15 protein-coding genes are annotated in these 18,171 nt (G+C 31.6%); 11 read left to right on the plus strand and 4 right to left on the minus strand.

Annotation, left to right across the window (positions count from 1 at the left end; genetic code table 11):
* Nucleotides 1-18: 18 nt before the first annotated feature.
* The 3 genes from Q0842_RS11260 to miaB form a co-directional block, all read right to left on the minus strand.
* Nucleotides 19-1,290, minus strand: coding sequence for a sigma-54 dependent transcriptional regulator (locus Q0842_RS11260; protein WP_298498078.1), 1,272 nt, complete (start codon nt 1,288-1,290; stop codon nt 19-21).
* Nucleotides 1,291-1,373: 83 nt separating this feature from the next.
* Nucleotides 1,374-1,646, minus strand: a complete 273-nt coding sequence (locus Q0842_RS11265; protein ID WP_298498080.1) for a hypothetical protein — start codon at nt 1,644-1,646, stop codon at nt 1,374-1,376.
* A gap of 4 nt (nt 1,647-1,650) precedes the next feature.
* Nucleotides 1,651-3,099, minus strand: coding sequence for a tRNA (N6-isopentenyl adenosine(37)-C2)-methylthiotransferase MiaB (gene miaB / locus Q0842_RS11270; RefSeq protein ID WP_298498082.1), 1,449 nt, complete (start codon nt 3,097-3,099; stop codon nt 1,651-1,653).
* Nucleotides 3,100-3,294: 195 nt separating this feature from the next.
* On the opposite strand from miaB, the gene Q0842_RS11275 reads away from it, so the two are divergent.
* The 10 genes from Q0842_RS11275 (at nt 3,295) to Q0842_RS11320 (ending at nt 15,663) form a co-directional block, all read left to right on the plus strand.
* Nucleotides 3,295-3,681: a hypothetical protein gene (locus Q0842_RS11275; RefSeq protein ID WP_298498084.1), complete on the plus strand. Its 387-nt coding sequence runs from the start codon at nt 3,295-3,297 to the stop codon at nt 3,679-3,681.
* A 10-nt stretch (nt 3,682-3,691) separates the two neighbouring features.
* Entirely contained in the window at nt 3,692-4,930 is a 1,239-nt protein-coding gene (locus Q0842_RS11280) for a hypothetical protein (protein ID WP_298498087.1), read from the plus strand.
* Between the two features lie 109 nt (nt 4,931-5,039).
* Nucleotides 5,040-5,825, plus strand: coding sequence for a hypothetical protein (locus tag Q0842_RS11285; RefSeq protein WP_298498089.1), 786 nt, complete (start codon nt 5,040-5,042; stop codon nt 5,823-5,825).
* A gap of 135 nt (nt 5,826-5,960) precedes the next feature.
* The gene (gene topA, locus Q0842_RS11290) at nt 5,961-8,480 is read left to right on the plus strand and encodes a type I DNA topoisomerase (RefSeq protein WP_298498091.1); all 2,520 of its coding nucleotides are present in this window, start codon (nt 5,961-5,963) and stop codon (nt 8,478-8,480) included.
* Nucleotides 8,481-8,486: 6 nt separating this feature from the next.
* Nucleotides 8,487-9,653: a formimidoylglutamase gene (locus tag Q0842_RS11295; protein ID WP_298498093.1), complete on the plus strand. Its 1,167-nt coding sequence runs from the start codon at nt 8,487-8,489 to the stop codon at nt 9,651-9,653.
* A 158-nt stretch (nt 9,654-9,811) separates the two neighbouring features.
* A complete protein-coding gene (gldK, locus tag Q0842_RS11300) occupies nt 9,812-11,182 on the plus strand; it encodes a gliding motility lipoprotein GldK (protein ID WP_298498095.1) in 1,371 nt (456 codons plus the stop codon).
* Between the two features lie 90 nt (nt 11,183-11,272).
* On the plus strand, nt 11,273-11,908 hold the full coding sequence (gene gldL, locus Q0842_RS11305) for a gliding motility protein GldL (protein ID WP_298498097.1): 636 nt from the start codon (nt 11,273-11,275) through the stop codon (nt 11,906-11,908).
* Between the two features lie 60 nt (nt 11,909-11,968).
* The gene (gldM, locus tag Q0842_RS11310; RefSeq protein ID WP_298498099.1) at nt 11,969-13,534 is read left to right on the plus strand and encodes a gliding motility protein GldM; all 1,566 of its coding nucleotides are present in this window, start codon (nt 11,969-11,971) and stop codon (nt 13,532-13,534) included.
* Nucleotides 13,535-13,604: 70 nt separating this feature from the next.
* Nucleotides 13,605-14,495, plus strand: a complete 891-nt coding sequence (gene gldN, locus Q0842_RS11315) for a gliding motility protein GldN (protein WP_298498101.1) — start codon at nt 13,605-13,607, stop codon at nt 14,493-14,495.
* A 127-nt stretch (nt 14,496-14,622) separates the two neighbouring features.
* A complete protein-coding gene (locus Q0842_RS11320; RefSeq protein WP_298498103.1) occupies nt 14,623-15,663 on the plus strand; it encodes an FAD-dependent oxidoreductase in 1,041 nt (346 codons plus the stop codon).
* A 106-nt stretch (nt 15,664-15,769) separates the two neighbouring features.
* Here Q0842_RS11320 and Q0842_RS11325 read toward each other — a convergent pair whose 3' ends face one another.
* Entirely contained in the window at nt 15,770-16,153 is a 384-nt protein-coding gene (locus Q0842_RS11325) for a DUF983 domain-containing protein (protein WP_298498105.1), read from the minus strand.
* A gap of 85 nt (nt 16,154-16,238) precedes the next feature.
* On the opposite strand from Q0842_RS11325, the gene Q0842_RS11330 reads away from it, so the two are divergent.
* On the plus strand, nt 16,239-18,149 hold the full coding sequence (locus tag Q0842_RS11330) for an ABC-F family ATP-binding cassette domain-containing protein (protein ID WP_298498107.1): 1,911 nt from the start codon (nt 16,239-16,241) through the stop codon (nt 18,147-18,149).
* The last annotated feature ends 22 nt before the right edge of the window (nt 18,150-18,171 follow it).

The following is an 18,171-nucleotide window of genomic DNA, read 5'->3' on the forward strand; positions in this document are numbered from 1 at the left end:
ATTGTTTAATGGTTGTGTTTAAAGATCGTATTGTTTTATCTTTCTATATAATGTACGCTCGCTAATTCCTAATTCTGCTGCTGCTAATTTACGTTTTCCGTTGTGGCGTTCAAGTGATTTTTTAATTAATTCTAATTCTTTGTCATGCAAAGATAAGGTCTCTTCTTCTTCAATTTCTTCTGCAAAGTGATATTTATCTTGAATTGGAGTAGCTTCTTCATCCGTAACTGTATGTTCTGGGATGGCTATAATATCATTGTCTTCAATGGTTTCTTCAAAATTTATATCATCGTCATTGTCATTTCCATAAATTTTTTGAATTAAGCTTTCGTTGTTTTTTTCAACATCTTTAACATTGCCATTTTTCATTAATTCCATGGTCAGTTTTTTCAAATCATTAAGATCTGCTTTCATATCAAAAAGTACTTTGTATAGAATTTCGCGCTCACTACTAAAATCGCTTTCAGATTTAGATGTCTTAATAACGGCAGGTAAATTAGTACTCGAGTTTGCTGGCAAATAGCTTCTTAATACATCTGCTGTAATAGTTCTGTTTTGTTCTAAGACAGAAAGTTGTTCGGCTATGTTTCGTAATTGACGAATGTTTCCGCCCCAGCGATGTTTTATTAAAATTTGGATAGCGTTATCTGTTAACTTTATAGTTGGCATTTTATATTTTAAAGCAAAATCGCTGGCAAATTTTCTAAACAATAAATGAATGTCTTCTTGGCGTTCTCTAAGTGGAGGTAAATTAATATCAACGGTGCTTAATCTATAAAATAAGTCTTCACGAAATTTCTCTTTTTCAATAGCTTCAAACATATTTACGTTTGTTGCAGCCACAATACGAACATCGGTTTTTTGGACCTTACTAGATCCTACTTTTAGAAATTCTCCATTTTCTAAAACACGTAATAAACGTACTTGAGTGGTAAGTGGTAGTTCACCAACTTCGTCAAGAAAAATAGTACCACCATCGGCAACCTCAAAGTATCCTTCTCGGGTTTGTGTTGCTCCTGTAAACGCACCTTTTTCATGGCCAAATAGTTCACTATCAATAGTGCCTTCTGGTATGGCTCCGCAGTTTACCGCAATGTATTTATTGTGTTTTCTGTGAGATAATTGATGTATTATTTTTGGAATACTCTCTTTACCAACACCACTTTCACCTGTAACTAAAACTGAAATATCTGTAGGTGCTACCTGAATCGCTTTTTCAATAGCACGATTTAGTGATGGTGTATTACCAATAATACCAAAACGTTGTTTTATAGCTTGAACTGATTCCATTTAATTTAAACTTTTAATTCTCAATATATTCAGAAATTCCACTTCCATTATCATCGCCTAGCCATTCCCAATTTAGATGTAACTTAATTTTTTTTTTCTTTTGTTAAACTAATTTTAGCAATTGCTTTTCCTGATTTTAATTCGTTTTCTGTTGTTATACATTGGTATAACATTTTAAGTGTTTTGTTACTTAAATGTGCAATTATTTTTCCATATTTAATTGTGCCTCCAGAATAGTCTGCGGTAACTAAATGGCCTTCTTGTTTATATTTAAATATTGTTTCTGAATTTACTTTTCCATTTTCAGAATTATCTAAAACCGAAAATGTTTTGTTATTAAAGTTAAATTCTAACATAGTTTTAATTATTCTCTGATAATCCTACGGTTTCTCCAATTAAAGTGGCACTTGTGCAATTTGTAACTTTTACATTTACAAAATCACCTACTTTATATTGTCCTTTAGGAAATACACACACTATATTTTGTTGTGTTCTGCCAGACCATTGGTTTTCAGATTTTTTTGATTGTTTTTCAACTAATACTTCTAAAGTTTTTCCTAACCATTCTTTGGTTTTAATTTCACTATGTATTCGTTGTAAATCTACAATGTCCTGTAGTCTGCGTTTTTTTGTTTCTTCAGGAACATCGTCTTTCATATTTCTACCAGCCATAGTTCCTGGTCGTTCAGAATACGTAAACATGTAGCCAAAATTATATTTCACATATTCCATTAAAGATACGGTGTCTTGAAAATCTTCTTCCGTTTCTGTAGGAAACCCAACTATCATGTCTTGACTAATGGCGCAGTTTGGTATAATGCGACGAATGTTATCTATTAATTCAAAATACTCTTCACGAGTGTGTAAACGATTCATTTCTTTAAGAATGCGATTACTACCACTTTGTACAGGTAAATGAATATGGTTACAAATGTTTTTGTATTTGGCCATAGTCTCAATCACATCTAGTGTTAAATCTTGTGGGTTTGATGTTGAAAAACGAATTCTCATTTTTGGCTGTGCTTTAGCACATATTTCAAGTAATTTTGAAAAATTAACAGAGGTTGCTTTTTGCATTTCGGTTGCTTTTTCAAAATCTTTTTTAAGTCCGCCGCCATACCATAAGTAGCTATCAACATTTTGCCCAAGTAGCGTAATATCTTTGTAGCCTCTGTTCCATAAATCGTTCACTTCCTCAATAATGCTTTGAGGGTCTCTACTCCGTTCGCGTCCACGTGTAAAAGGTACTACACAAAAAGTACACATATTATCACACCCTCGAGTAATAGATACAAAAGCTGTTACTCCATTAGTATTTAGTCTTACTGGCGAAATATCTCCGTATGTTTCTTCTTTAGATAAGATAACGTTTATGGCGTCTCTGCCTTCATCTACTTCGGCTAAAAGGTTTGGTAAATCTTTGTAAGCATCTGGCCCAACAACTAAGTCAACAATTTTTTCTTCTTCAAGAAATTTAGTTTTTAAGCGTTCTGCCATACAGCCTAATACTCCAACTTTCATTTTAGGGTTGTGGTCGCGTTTAACGGCATTATATTTTTCAAGGCGTTTACGTACGGTTTGCTCTGCTTTATCTCGAATGGAACAAGTGTTAACTAAAACCAAATCTGCTTCTTCAAGGTTGTTAGTGGTGTTAAAACCTTGATTAGCCATTATGGATGCTACAATTTCGCTATCACTAAAATTCATCGCACAACCATAACTTTCAATAAAAAGTTTACGCTTGTTGCCCTTTTTTTGATCTATAATTAAAGATTGTCCTTGTTTATTTTCGTCTATTATTTTTTCCATAGTATGTCGATATCTCTACCGGTCAATAAGTATGCAAAGATACAATTTATTTATATTTTATGACAAAGTGGCAGTTTATTTATCATATAATTAACGCAACCAAAATGCTATTGCTGCATCTTAAATAAAATACTAACCATTGATATGTACTTAATCAAAAAATTAATATTCGCTATTGTTTTAGCTTTTTGTTTTATGAATACCCAATGCGAGGAAGATGATGATTATTTAAGCGTTTGCGATAATTTAGTAATAATAGACGAAAGTTATTATAATACTTTTGATTCTGGAAATTTCACTTTCATTGATGCTGAGGTTATTGACAACTGCTTGAGTGTTACAATTAGTGCTTCAGGTTGCGATGGCAATTCATGGGCATATAATTTGGTAGATTCTGGATCTATTGCAGAATCTTTACCAGAACAACGTTATTTAAAACTAGAATTATTAAATGAAGAAGCTTGTCTTGCCGTTTTTAAAAGAACAGTTTCTTTTGATTTAACACCAATTAAAATTGAAGGAAGTAATGAAATTATATTAAATATTGAAGGCTTTGAGTCTTCAATAAATTACAAATACTAAAAACCTACTAATGAAATTGAAATACCTTTTTTTGTCTCTATTTTTTTTAATGGCATTGTCTTGTGATAAAAGCAATGATGATGATTACGAATTTGTGCAAGTTGCAACACCTCAATTAATGAGTAAATCTGCTTTTAGGAGTTCGGTTGAGGTTCGCGCGCCTAAATCTATTCAAGAACCCGGTAAAATTTATGTGTATCAAGAATATATTTTTGTAGGTGATGTAGATTCTGGTATTCATATAATTGATAATACAAAACCTGAATTGCCAAAAACGATTGCTTTTATTGAAATCCCAGGAAATGAAGATATTTCTGTAAAGAATAATTTTTTGTACGCAGATAGTGCTACTGATTTAGTCGTTTTTGATATTTCAGATATTAATAACATTTTTATTGTTGAGCGTTTGAAAGATGTCTTTAATGTGTATGATTATGATGTCCCTGTTGAAGCTGAATTGGTTGAATATGGAAATTATAATTATGATGAAGATGTAATTGTAGGCTGGACATTAACAACAGAAAGGCGAAAAAAAGAAAATAATATTGACTTTTTTTTAAATGATGGTGCTGTATTAAATTCTGTTGCGGAGTCTTTTACGGGTACAGGAGGCTCTTTAGCTCGTTTTCAAATAGTAGACAACTATTTGTATGCCGTTGGAAATTATGAGATGGCTATTTTTAATATTCAAAATTTAGCAGACCCCATATTATCAAACACGCAATATGCAGGTTGGAATATAGAAACCATGTTTCAGGCAAATGGGTATTTGTATTTAGGTAGTACAAATGGTATGTATATTTATAGTTTAGAAAACCCATCATTGCCAGAATATATCTCAGAATTTACACATTGGGAGGGTTGTGATCCGGTAGTTGTAGATGGTAATTATGCATATTTAACTCTAAGAGGAGGAAACCTTTGTGGTCAGTTAGAAAGTGTGTTGGAAGTTATTGATATTAGCAATAAAACCAACCCGACCTTAGTTGAAAGATATGAATTAGAAAACCCTTATGGTTTAGGTTTTAAAAATGACATATTATATGTATGTGACGGCACCGCAGGATTAAAGCTTTTTAAACGTGAAACACCAAAAGATTTAATGTTAGTGAATACGCTACCAAATATACAAGCAAAAGATGTGATTCCTTTAGAAAACAGTTTGATAATGATAGGTGCAGATACTATTTATCAATACCAATATATGGAAAACGACATTAGACTTATAAGCTCATTCAAACTAAACTAAACTAAGCTGATGTTGTTTTTAAATCTGCCTTCGGGCAGATTTTTTTATGTATAATTGTAACTTATTTTAAAAATTAAATACTTATTTATACCAAACCAAATTATAAAAAATGAAAACTATAGAAGATTTATTATCTAAAATTGAACGCGCAAAAGACCTCGATTTTGGGATTATTTTTAGTGAATCCATTGAGTTGTTTAAAAAAACTTGGCTGCAAGGGTTTTTAATGTTCTTATTCATGATGTTAATTATGCTGCCCTTAATTATTGTATTTTATATTCCATTTATAGGTATGATAATAGCGCAGCAAGAATCCGGTTATACAGATACTGCAGGTGTTGAAGGATTTTTTGCAGGGATGTCTGTTTTATATATTATTGTTGTTCTTATTGCTGCTTTAGTCTTAGGTGCCGTTTCAGTTGCAATAAATGCTGGTTTTTATCGAATTATGAGAAAAATAGACAATAATGAACAGGTTGTAACTCAAGATTTCTTTCATTTTGTAAAAAAGCAATATTTAAGTAAAACTTTTATGATTATGTTGGTTTCAATTGGTTTAGCTATTCCTTCAGCCTTGCTATGTTATATTCCATTAATTTATATGATAGTTCCTTTGTCCTTCTTTGCAGTATTTTTTGCTTTTAATCCAGAATTAACAGTTGGCGAAATTGTTAAAGCAAGTTTTAAGTTAGGAAATAAAAAATGGCTTATTTCTTTTGGATTAATAGTAGTTGCTTCACTTTTATCAAATTTAGTGGGGTATTTATTATGCGGAATTGGGTTGCTTTTTACTGCAGCATTTACATATCATCCAATATATTTAATATATAAAAACGTAATAGGCTTTGATGAGCATAGTGCTATTGATGAAATAGGTACAAGAATAGAGGAATAAATAAATTTTAATAATAAAAGCTTGCTTTTAAGACATAATAAGTAAGCTTTTTTATTGAAATATTACACAGATAACCTACAAAATGCTATAGATAAACTTTTTTTGATATACATTTGTAGCTTCAAAAAATGATGTATGGCGAAGAATTTAGTGATCGTTGAGTCACCAGCAAAAGCAAAAACCATTGAAAAATTTCTAGGAAAAGATTTTAAAGTAGAATCTAGTTTTGGGCATATTGCCGATTTACCTTCCAAGGAATTAGGTGTTAATGTTGATGGTGATTTTAAACCAAAATACGAAGTTTCAAAAGATAAAAAAGCAGTTGTAAAAAAACTGAAAGACCTAGCTAAAAAAGCCGAAATGGTTTGGTTAGCTAGTGATGAAGATCGAGAAGGTGAAGCTATAGCTTGGCATTTGGCAGAAACTTTAAAGTTAGATAAAGACAAGACCAAAAGAATAGTTTTTCACGAAATCACTAAAAGTGCTATTTTAAAAGCTATTGAAAACCCTAGAGGTATTGATTATGATTTGGTAGATGCACAACAAGCACGTCGTGTTCTTGATAGAATTGTAGGGTATGAATTGTCGCCAGTACTTTGGAGAAAAGTAAAAGGCGGTTTGTCTGCAGGTCGTGTACAATCTGTTTCTGTTAGATTAATTGTAGAAAAAGAAAGAGAAATTCAAGAATTTACCCCTGTAGGTTCTTACAGGATTGATGCTGAATTTTCAAATGAAGACGGACAAACTTTTAAAGCAAAACTCCCAAAGAATTTTTCAACCAAAGAAGAAGCTAAAAAATTCTTAGAACAAAATGCATCTGCAAATTTTAAAGTAGCAGATTTATTAAAGAAACCTGCTAAGAAATCGCCTGCAGCACCATTTACAACATCAACATTACAACAAGAAGCATCACGTAAATTATATTTTTCTGTAAGTAAAACCATGACTATGGCACAACGCCTTTATGAAGCAGGTTTAATTACATATATGAGAACAGATAGTGTAAATCTATCAGATGAAGCTAAAAAAGGCGCAGAAGCAGAAATTAAAAATGCTTATGGCGATAAATACAGTAAACCAAGAAATTATAAAGGAAAAGCAAAAGGAGCTCAAGAGGCACATGAGGCTATACGTCCAACAAATTTCGCTACACATTCAGTAAATATTGATAGAGATCAAGCTCGATTATACGATTTAATTTGGAAACGTTCTATAGCATCTCAAATGAGTGAGGCCGAATTAGAAAGAACCAATGTGAAAATAAGTGCCTCAACTCATAAAGAAACATTTACTGCAAACGGTGAAGTAATTACTTTTGATGGGTTTTTAAAGGTGTATTTAGAAGGTACTGATGATGAAGATGTAGAGCAAGATGGTATGTTGCCGGCAATGAAAACTAACGAAGAATTGCTAAATAATTACATAACAGCTACAGAGCGATATACACGTCCGCCTGCTAGATTTACAGAAGCATCATTAGTTAAAAAATTAGAAGAGTTAGGTATTGGTCGTCCATCTACATATGCGCCAACAATATCGACAATTCAAAATAGAAATTATGTTGAAAAAGGAACTGTAGAAGGTGTAGAGAGAAGTTACGCTCAGCTTACTTTACAGCAAGGAACTGTTAAAGATGTGACTTTAAGTGAAAAAGTGGGGTCAGATAAAGGGAAGTTGGTTCCAACTGATATAGGAATGATTGTAACCGACTTTTTGGTAAATCATTTTGATAAAATTTTAGATTATAATTTTACAGCGAAAGTAGAGGCAGATTTTGATGAGATAGCTGATGGTAATGTAGATTGGACAGAGATGATGAAGTCGTTTTATAAAGGTTTCCATCCAGTAGTTGAAGACGTTAAAGAAAATGCAGATAGAGAATCTGGAGAGCGTATTTTAGGTGAAGATCCTAAAACAGGAAAACGAGTAAGCGTGCGTTTAGGAAAATTTGGGCCAATGGTACAAATCGGTACTGTTGATGATGAAGAAAAACCACAATTTGCTAGTTTAAGTCCAGACCAACAACTAAATACAATTACCTACGAAGAAGCTATGGATTTGTTTCAGCTTCCTAAAACATTAGGTAATTATGAAGGTGAAGAAGTTCAAGTAAACAATGGGCGTTATGGACCTTATGTTAAGTTTGGTGAGGCATTTGTATCGCTACCTAGAGGAACAGATCCTTTAAGTGTTGAGTTAGATGATGCCATTGTTTTAATTAAAGAAAAACAAAAAGCAGATGCACCTATTTACATATACAAAGATTTGCCAGTACAAAAAGGTAAAGGGCGTTTTGGACCATTTATTAAATGGAACAACATGTTTATTAATGTAAATAAAAAGTACGATTGGGATAATTTATCTGATGATGAGATTGTTGAATTGATAGAAACAAAAATTCAAAAAGAAATAGATAAGGTTATTCATAATTGGGAAGATGAAGGCATACGTGTTGAAAAAGCACGATGGGGCCGACATAACGTTATAAAAGGTAAAGTTAAGGTAGAGTTGGCTAAAACCGTCGATGTTACAGATATGACTTTAGATGAGGCAAAAGCTATAATAGAAGCTAACGCCCCTAAAAAGAAAACAAGAAAAACTGCTGCTAAAAAGAAAGCACCAGCTAAAAAGAAGCCAGCAGCAAAAAAGAAATAAATATAAATGAACTTTAATTTTCTATCACCTGTTTCAGATTCAGTTTTAGCACATAATGAGCTATTGTCTGCTCAAGCATTAGGAAGAAAACTAAAAATTCATTCTTCTCATCATGGTATTCCAGATTTAGAAGGTGTAAATATTGCGATTATTGGTGTATTAGAAAATAGAAACGATATAAATTTTATTGGTGAAGAAATTCATCTTAATGAAATTAGAAAGTCATTTTATAGTCTTTTTCCTGGTAGTTGGAATACAACTGTAGCAGATTTGGGTGATATTAATAAAGGAGAAAGTGTTGAAGATACTTATTTTGCCGTAAAAGAAGCTATAACTATATTGGTTAAAAAAAATATTATACCTGTAATTTTAGGTGGCTCGCAAGACTTAACATATGCAAATTATAGAGCTTATGATGCTTTAATACCAATGGTTAATATTGTAAATGTCGATGCTCAATTTAATCTTGGTGATTCAACAAAGCCTATAAAAAATAATAGTTTTGTTGGGAAAATTATTCTAGATCAACCATACAATCTATTTAATTATTCGACCATTGGTTATCAAACCTATTTTAATTCTCAAGAAGAAATAGATTTGATGGATAATTTATATTTTGAATCCTATCGTTTAGGATCTGTATCAAAAGATATTACTATTGTTGAGCCAGTTTTAAGAGACGCAAATATTGTTAGTATAGATTTAACTTCGGTAAAGGGCTCAGAAGTAAGTTCCAAACAAAAATATTCACCAAATGGTTTAGATGGAAAAGAAATTTGTGCCATTTCACGTTATGCAGGTATAAGTAATAAGGTGACTTCTTTTGGTATTTATGAGTATAAGCCATCAAAAGACGATGAACTTACATCAATGTTAGTTGCTCAAATACTATGGTATTTTATTGAAGGAGTAAATTTTAGAATTAAGGATGATGATTTTTCAGATGAAAGAAGCTATCAGAAGTATATAACTCTGGTGGAATCTGAGGAGTTAATATTTTACAAAAGTAATAAAACAGGAAGATGGTGGATAGAAATCCCTTTTTTAGCAGAAGTAAATAATAAATTAAAAAGACATACGTTATTACCATGCATGCATCAAGATTATATAGATGCATGTAATAATAAGGTGCCAGATCGCTGGTATAAAGCACTACAGAAGAATAGTGTGTAAAAAGTAAAGATTGGTTGAACTACCAATTTCATCGTTGAAAAGCTATTTTTTCACGATGAAATGTTATTTTTTTGGATAAAAAGTTGTTTTATTAAAAATATATAAATATGTTTACGCTCTCAATAATGAAGCTTAAAATAATTAACCTCAAGTTTTCTATGGATATTAAGAAATTTATATTACTAACCACCCTATTTGTAATGTTGGCAAGTTGCGGCTCTAAAGATAGAGGAGAACTAGTTGGTGTTCAAGGAAAAAAATGGCATCCAGAAAAGCCTTATGGTATGGAACTTATTCCAGGTGGTGCATTTATAATGGGTAAAGCAGACGATGATCTTGCTGGTGTAAATGATGCACCTTCAAAAACAGTTACTGTTAGAGCCATTTATATGGATGCTACCGAAATAACTAATAGTGAGTATCGCCAGTTTGTTAATTGGGTAAGAGACTCAATTGTTAGAATGAAATTAGCTGTTTTAGCAGATGAGGTTGGATTAACTCCAGCTGATGAAGGTACTATAGGTGAATTTGCCTTTAGTGATGCAGATCCAGAAAATATGTCTGTTTACGAAAAATACATGTATGATAATTATACAGGTTTAGGTCCAACTGGATATGAAGGAAGAAAAATCAATAAAGATGTAGATTTAATATTTGATACCTCAGAATATCTAGATGAGTATTATGCTGAGGTTATGGACACCATGTATTTACCTTTAGAAGAATCTTATAATGGACAACGCACTTGGGATGTTACAAAATTTAAGTTTCAATATAGCCACATGGATATTCAAGAGGCTGCAAGAAATAGAGGCGTTAAACGTAAAGATGTTATAATTAAAGAAGAATTAGAAATCTATCCTGATACTACAGTATGGATTAGAGATTTTGCATACTCATATAACGAGCCAATGCATAATGACTATTTCTGGCATGATGCATATAGCGATTATCCAGTTGTAGGAGTAACTTGGAAACAAGCAAAAGCATTTTGTGAGTGGAGAACAATTAATAAAAACTCATATCAAAAATCTAAGAAAGGTGCTCAAATGGTAAACACTTTTAGATTACCATCTGAGGCAGAGTGGGAGTATTCTGCTAGAGGTGGTCTACAAGCAGCAACTTACCCTTGGGGTGGGCCTTACACAAAAAGTGATAGAGGTTGTTTTATGGCAAACTTTAAACCTGTAAGAGGTGATTACGCTGCAGATCAAGCCTTATATACTGTAGAGGCTAAATCTTATGAACCAAACGACTACAACTTATACAATATGGCCGGGAATGTTTCAGAATGGGTGAATGCATCTTACGATCCTTCATCTTATGAATATACTTCTAGTATTAATCCAAGTGTAAATGATGAAAGTAATAAGCGTAAAATTGTAAGAGGGGGCTCTTGGAAAGATGTGGCTTACTTTTTGCAAGTAAGTTCAAGAGATTACGAATATGCAGATTCAGCAAGAAGTTATATTGGTTTTAGAACCGTTCAAGATTATATGGGGACAGCAGTAACAAAAAACGGCAACTAAAATTTAATCCAAATCAAATAATAATAAAAACTATTAATTAACCTACTTAAGTAAAAAAGAGAACCTACTTAAAATTAAAAATCGAAAATTATGGCAAAGTCAAAAGCAAGTAAGAAATTCATGAATATGGCATACGGATTAGGAGCAGCAATTGTAATTGTTGGTGCACTATTCAAAATTATTCACTTTGAAATTGGACCTTTAACAGGTAATGTAATGTTAACTATTGGTCTTGTAACAGAAGCAATTATATTTGCATTATCAGCATTTGAACCTGTTGATGATGAATTAGATTGGTCTTTAGTATATCCAGAATTAGCTGGAGGAAAAGCAATGAACAAAGAAGGTAAAGAAGATGTTCAAGGTTTGTTATCACAAAAATTAGATAACTTATTAAAAGAAGCTAAAATTGATGGCGAATTAATCTCTAGTTTAGGAGAAAGCATTAGAGGTTTTGAAGGTGCTGCAAAAAACATGTCTTCTACAGTTGATTCTGTTGAAGCATCGAAAAAATATGGTGAAGAATTATCATTAGCTGCAGCTCAAATGGAATCATTAAACAGCTTATACAAAGTACAATTAGAAAGTGCTAATAAACAAGCCTCAATTAATGAAGAGTCTGTAGAAAATGCAGTAAAATTAAAAGAACAAATGCAATCTTTAGCATCTAACTTATCATCATTAAATGGTGTTTATGGAGGTATGTTATCTGCAATGAATAAATAATTAGGAGCGTTAATAAATAATCCCAAATTAATTTAATTAACCAAAAAAAACCTAATTACAATGGCAGGAAATAATTTATCACCAAGACAGAAGATGATTAATCTGATGTATTTAATATTTATAGCGATGCTAGCTTTAAATATGTCAAAAGAAGTGCTTTCAGCCTTCGGATTAATGAACGAAAAGCTTACAGAATCTAATGAAGCAACAGAAGCTAGAAACGCTAGTTTTGTTGCCAGTTTAGATGTGAAAGCTGAAGATCAACCAGAAAAATATAAACCTTTAAAAGCTAAAGCAGATCAAATAGATGACCTAGCTCATAAATTTGATGCTTATTTAACAGATTTAAAAGGTAAAATGACCGCTAAAATTGATGATCCTACAGATTACGAGATCATGGATAAAGGTGATTATCTTGATGAGCATTTCTTTAAAGGAGACAAAATTAAAGAAGATGGTCAAGAATTTCTATCACAAATGAAAGCCTTTAGAGAAGGAGTATCTAAAATACTTGCTGGTGAAAAAGGTATGGAATCTGTAATTAAAGATCTTGATAAAAGATTTAATACTGATCCAGTTAAAGTTGCAGGTGAAATCAAACCAAAAGATTGGTTAGACTACCACTACAAAGGTTTCCCTTTAGTGGCATCTTTAACTAAAATGACTCAATTACAATCAGATATTAAAACAACTGAGTCTGAAGTATTATCACAAATGTTAGCAGGAACGCTATCAAGTGAAGTGTCAATGACTAACTATACAACCTTAATGGAAACCTCTAAATCTGCTTACTTTAACGGTGAGAAGTTTGATGGGCAAATTGTTTTAGGACGTAAAGATGCTTCAACAAAACCAAGTAGAGTTGAATTAACTTTAGATGGTAGAAAACTTTCTGAAAAGCAATATGCTATCGAAGATGGTAAAGTAAAATTATTAATAGGAACAGGAGGAGTTGGTGAACACAAAATTGAAGGTAAATTAATCTTTGCACAAGATGGTGAAGAAATTGAAGTACCAGTTAAATCATCATTTGCAACTGTAGCAAAACCAAATTCTGCAACAATTTCTGCAGATAAAATGAATGTAGTTTATAGAGGTGTTAAAAACCCAATGACTATATCTTTTGCTGGTGTTCCAGATAATAAAGTTAATGCTAGTGCTCAAGGTTTATCTAAATCTGGCGGTAGTAAATATATTATGGATGCTACTAGAATCCAAGGTAGAGAAGTTACTATTAATGTAACAGGTACATTGCCAGATGGTGGAAAAGTAAGTGATAATGCTAAATTTAGAATTAAAGATTTACCAAAACCTACAGGTACGATTAGAGGTGAAGATGGTGCAATTAAAATGCAACGTAACAGTCTTAAAATTTCGACAATTGGTGCCAAATTTGAAGATTTTGATTTCGAATTACCATTACGTGTTTCTGGATTTAAATTTAAAGTTCCTGGTCAGCCTACAATAAATGTTAAAGGAAATAAGTTAGATAGTAGAGCCCAAAAAGCATTAGCAAAAGCTAAACGTGGATCTGGTGTTCAAATATTTGACATACAAGCAAAAGCAAGTGGTGTAAGTGTTATACTTAAAAAAGTATCACCTGTTTTTGTTGAGCTTACAAATTAAAATAAACTATTAGAGATAGTCTTAATTAAAGACTATCTCTAATAACTTAGAATGTAAAATAAAAATTAAGATGAACGTAAAAAGTTTTTTATTAACCGTAGCTACTGTTTTTACAGCATCAAGTTTATTTGCTCAAGCCAATATACTTAATGCTAAAAGTCCTGACGAAATAGGTGTAAGAACTGAAGCCCAAAAGGCAGTTGACAATGACAAGCCATTAGAATATGGTTATGTTGATGATAGAGATATCTTGTTTTCTAAAATGACTTGGGAAAAAGTAGTACTTGATGAACGTGCAAATTTTCCTTTGTACTACCCTATTGATACAAATAATATTGGTAGTGATAGAAGGTCGTTGTATGATGTGCTTATGAAGAACATTAAAAACGGAAAAATAAAAAACATTTATGATGATTCTTATTTTACTACAAAACGTACTTTAAAAGATATTGAATCTGCGTTAAAAATGGTTGATACTACAGAGTATGGTATTGAGCAATTAAATGCAGGTGAAGAATTATCTGCTGAGTATATTAACACAAGAGATATTACTGCTGCTGATATTAAAGAATACCATATAAAAGGTCTTTGGTATTTTGATAAGCGACAAGCAGAAATGAAATACAGATTATTAGGTATTGCTCCTGTAGCACCAGATGTTAACTTTATTGATGACTCAGAGCCAGATTTAGTACCTCTTTTTTGGATTTTCTTCCCAGATGCTAGAGAAGTATTACACGAAGCAAAATCTTTTAATAACAAAAACAGTTCTATGCCGTTTTCTTATGATCATGTATTGAATGCAAGACGTTTTCAAGGTTATATTTTTAGAGAAGAAAATGTTCAAGGAGATAGAGCTATTAATGAATATGTATCTCAAAATGCACTAATGCAATTGCTTGAATCTGAAAGAATTAAAGACAAGATTAGAGATTTTGAATTAGACATGTGGACTTATTAATCCATATTAAAAAATAAAATACTTAAACGCTCACTTTTAAAGTGAGCGTTTTTTATTTATAAATTATTGTTTTGTACAGTAGCTATTACTTAATACCCTTAAAAACTGATTATCTTAGCAATCAATTATGCAAGTAGATTATATTATAGTAGGTATTGGAATTGCTGGTATTAGTTTTTGTGAGCAATTAATAGCAAATGGCAAAACATTTGTGGTGTTTGATGATGCATCACAACAATCTTCAACGGTTGCAGGTGGTTTATATAACCCTGTGGTGTTAAAACGTTTTACATCAGTTTGGAAAAGCACAGAACAATTAGATATTGCTTTGCCACTTTATGAGGCTATTGAGAAAAGATTGAATGTAAAACTAGATTATAAAATACCAGTTTATAGAAAATTTGCATCCCTTGAAGAACAGAATGATTGGTTTGCATCTTCAGATAAGCCATTACTATCAAGATATCTTTCAACAATAATTATTAAAAATACTAATAACACTATTAATGCGCCTTTTGGTTTTGGTGAAGTTTTAGAAACGGGAAGGGTTGATGTGAAAACCATGATTGAAGCTTATAAAGCTGATTTGTTACAAGACAACTTGCTGTTTAAAACGCCCTTCAATTATGATGGTTTACAAATAGGTGATACTAGTGTTAATTACCAAAATATAAATGCTAAGCATGTTGTATTTGCAGAAGGCTCTGGTATAAGACAAAATACTTTTTTTAAAAATTTACCATTAAATCCTGCAAAAGGGGAATTACTTATTATACATGCACCAGAATTAAAAATTGATTTTGTTTTAAAAGCAGGTGTGTTTTTAATTCCGTTGGGTAATGATTTATATATTGTTGGAGCAACTTATGAGTGGAAGGATTTAACACATAATACATCAGAAAAAGCTAAAAGAGAACTTTTAGGTAAACTAGAAAAGCTTATAAGTTGTACTTTTAATGTGGTTAATCAAGTAGCTGGGATAAGGCCAACAGTTAAAGATAGAAGACCATTGGTTGGTAAGCATAAAAGTTATAAAAATATATTTGTGTTAAATGGGCTTGGTACACGTGGTGTTATGATAGGTCCTTATGTTGCTAAACAATTGTATAATTTTATTGAACACACAGAACCTCTTGATAAAGAAATTGATATAAACCGGTTTAACTAAAAAGTTGAATTAAGCTGCGTTAGGGATTGTAAAGGAAATCTTTTTTTGAGGTACGAAAAAAAGATTGGAATGTAAAGCCCGACCCTTTAGGGTAACGCCAAAAATATTAGTTCTTTTTTAAAGATTTGTCGTAGCTCATAAAAAAGTTAATCCAAATATTTCTTGAAAGGCGCATTATTATTGGCATAAATACTACAAGAGTACCTACTATAGAAATAAATATATAGTTTAGGCTGGCATTAAATACATAAAAGCTAATAACAAAAGCTGCAACAGCAAAAGCAATACCTACAGCGTAACTAACGTACATAGCACCATAAAAGAAAGAAGGTTCAATTTTATATTTTGTATTACAGTTGCTACATTTTTTGTTCATACTTAATGCCTCAGATAGATTATATGGATTCTTGTTGGTGTACATAGATTCCTCATGACATTTTGGGCATTTACCGGTAAAAATGCTATAAAGTTTTGAGCCTTTTTTAAACATATAATTTAGTGTACTTTTGCATGCGAATTTATAATGCAAAATTACTATTTTTATAATTACGCATTGTGATAAAAGTTACATTTCTATGATGAACATTCATAATTTATCGATTTCATTTCAAGGCGAATACCTATTTGAAGATATAACCTTCAAATTAGGTAACGGTGATAGGATCGGGCTTATTGGGAAAAATGGAGCAGGTAAATCTACGATGCTAAAAATATTATCTAAAGAAATGGAACCTGATACAGGCCAGATTGCAGCCGATAAAGAGCTTAAAATTGGTTTTTTAAAACAGGATATTGATTTTGTTTTTGGAAGAACAGTTTTAGAAGAGTCTTACGAAGCTTTTACTGAAATTAAAGCTTTGGAAGCACAAATGGAAGCGGTTAACACCCAAATGGCCGAACGTACGGATTATGAAAGTGAATCTTACCATCAACTTATGGTTGATATTAATGAGTTACAGCATCAATACGAAATTCAAGGTGGTTATAATTATCAAGGAGATACAGAAAAAATTCTTCAAGGTTTAGGTTTTAAGCGTCAAGATTTCTCTAAACTTACAGATACTTTTTCTGGAGGATGGCGAATGCGTATTGAGTTAGCTAAGTTGTTACTTCAAAACAACGATATATTACTTCTTGATGAGCCTACTAACCACTTAGATATAGAATCTATTATTTGGTTAGAAGGATTTTTACGTAACTATGCAGGTGCTGTTGTTATTGTATCTCATGATAAAATGTTTTTGGATAATGTTACCAATAGAACTATTGAAATTTCTTTAGGCCGTATTTATGATTATCCTAAACCTTACACGAAGTATTTAGTTTTACGTGAAGAATTGAGAACGCAGCAATTAGCTTCACAAAAAAATCAGCAAAAGCAAATAGAGCAAACAGAGAAGTTAATTGAGAAATTTAGAGCAAAAGCTTCTAAAGCTACCATGGCTCAATCACTTATTAAAAAGCTTGATAAAATTGATAGAATTGAGGTTGATGAAGACGATAATAGTGTTATGACACTTAATTTCCCGGTATCTATAACACCAGGAAAAGTTGTGGTTGAAACCAATAAAATATCTAAAAACTATGGTGATAATCAGGTATTAAAAGATATTGATTTATTAATTGAGCGCGATAGTAAAACGGCTTTTGTTGGTCAAAATGGTCAAGGTAAATCTACATTAGCAAAAATAATAGTTGGCGACATTAAGTATAACGGAAGTTTAAAGCTAGGACATAATGTACAGATAGGATATTTTGCTCAAAATCAAGCAGAATATCTAGATGGTAATAAAACAGTACATGATACCATGATTGATGCTGCTAATGAAACTAACCGAACTAAAGTTAGGGATATTTTAGGGTCGTTTCTATTTAGAGGTGATGAGGTTGATAAATATGTACGTGTACTTTCTGGTGGTGAGCGAAACAGATTAGCATTGGCTAAGTTAATGCTGCAGCCTTTTAATGTGCTTATTATGGATGAGCCAACAAATCACCTAGATATTAAATCTAAAAATGTTTTGAAAGAAGCTTTAAAACGTTTTGAAGGCACTTTAATATTGGTTTCGCATGATCGTGATTTTCTTCAGGGTTTAACAAATTTAGTTTATGAGTTTAAAGATCATAAATTAAAACAATATTTAGGCGACATAGATTATTATCTAGAAAAACGAAAAGTAGAAAACTTAAGAGAGGTAGAAAAACGTACTGTTGTAAAAGAAACTCCCAAGGTTAAAAAGCAACAATCTTACGAAGACCAAAAAAAGTTAAAATCTTTAAACAATAAGTTAAGTAATGTTGAATCTAAGATAAATGAGATTGAACGAAATATAAAAACCATTGATTTAGAACTTGAAATTAATTATCAAGAAGTTACCTCCAAACCTAATTTTTTTGATAATTATCAAAAAATGAAGGCCGATTTACAAGAATATATGCAAAAGTGGGAGGATATTCATATTGAAATTGAAGCGTTCGAAAATTAATTTTTTTTATACTTTCTTTAAC

The sequence above is a fragment of the uncultured Algibacter sp. genome (genome assembly GCF_947495675.1).
Taxonomy (GTDB): Bacteria; Bacteroidota; Bacteroidia; order Flavobacteriales; family Flavobacteriaceae; genus Algibacter_B.

What these genes read in the sequence shown, in the direction of transcription:
- Q0842_RS11275 (WP_298498084.1), top strand. Translation starts at nt 3,295, where the DNA reads ATGAATACCCAATGCGAGGAAGATGATGATTATTTAAGCGTTTGCGAT.
- Q0842_RS11320 (WP_298498103.1), top strand. Translation starts at nt 14,623, where the DNA reads ATGCAAGTAGATTATATTATAGTAGGTATTGGAATTGCTGGTATTAGT.
- Q0842_RS11325 (WP_298498105.1), bottom strand. Translation starts at nt 16,153, where the DNA reads ATGTTTAAAAAAGGCTCAAAACTTTATAGCATTTTTACCGGTAAATGC.
- Q0842_RS11280 (WP_298498087.1), top strand. Translation starts at nt 3,692, where the DNA reads ATGAAATTGAAATACCTTTTTTTGTCTCTATTTTTTTTAATGGCATTG.
- Q0842_RS11265 (WP_298498080.1), bottom strand. Translation starts at nt 1,646, where the DNA reads ATGTTAGAATTTAACTTTAATAACAAAACATTTTCGGTTTTAGATAAT.
- Q0842_RS11330 (WP_298498107.1), top strand. Translation starts at nt 16,239, where the DNA reads ATGATGAACATTCATAATTTATCGATTTCATTTCAAGGCGAATACCTA.
- topA (WP_298498091.1), top strand. Translation starts at nt 5,961, where the DNA reads ATGGCGAAGAATTTAGTGATCGTTGAGTCACCAGCAAAAGCAAAAACC.
- gldN (WP_298498101.1), top strand. Translation starts at nt 13,605, where the DNA reads ATGAACGTAAAAAGTTTTTTATTAACCGTAGCTACTGTTTTTACAGCA.
- gldK (WP_298498095.1), top strand. Translation starts at nt 9,812, where the DNA reads ATGGATATTAAGAAATTTATATTACTAACCACCCTATTTGTAATGTTG.
- gldM (WP_298498099.1), top strand. Translation starts at nt 11,969, where the DNA reads ATGGCAGGAAATAATTTATCACCAAGACAGAAGATGATTAATCTGATG.
- Q0842_RS11260 (WP_298498078.1), bottom strand. Translation starts at nt 1,290, where the DNA reads ATGGAATCAGTTCAAGCTATAAAACAACGTTTTGGTATTATTGGTAAT.
- miaB (WP_298498082.1), bottom strand. Translation starts at nt 3,099, where the DNA reads ATGGAAAAAATAATAGACGAAAATAAACAAGGACAATCTTTAATTATA.
- Q0842_RS11295 (WP_298498093.1), top strand. Translation starts at nt 8,487, where the DNA reads ATGAACTTTAATTTTCTATCACCTGTTTCAGATTCAGTTTTAGCACAT.
- Q0842_RS11285 (WP_298498089.1), top strand. Translation starts at nt 5,040, where the DNA reads ATGAAAACTATAGAAGATTTATTATCTAAAATTGAACGCGCAAAAGAC.
- gldL (WP_298498097.1), top strand. Translation starts at nt 11,273, where the DNA reads ATGGCAAAGTCAAAAGCAAGTAAGAAATTCATGAATATGGCATACGGA.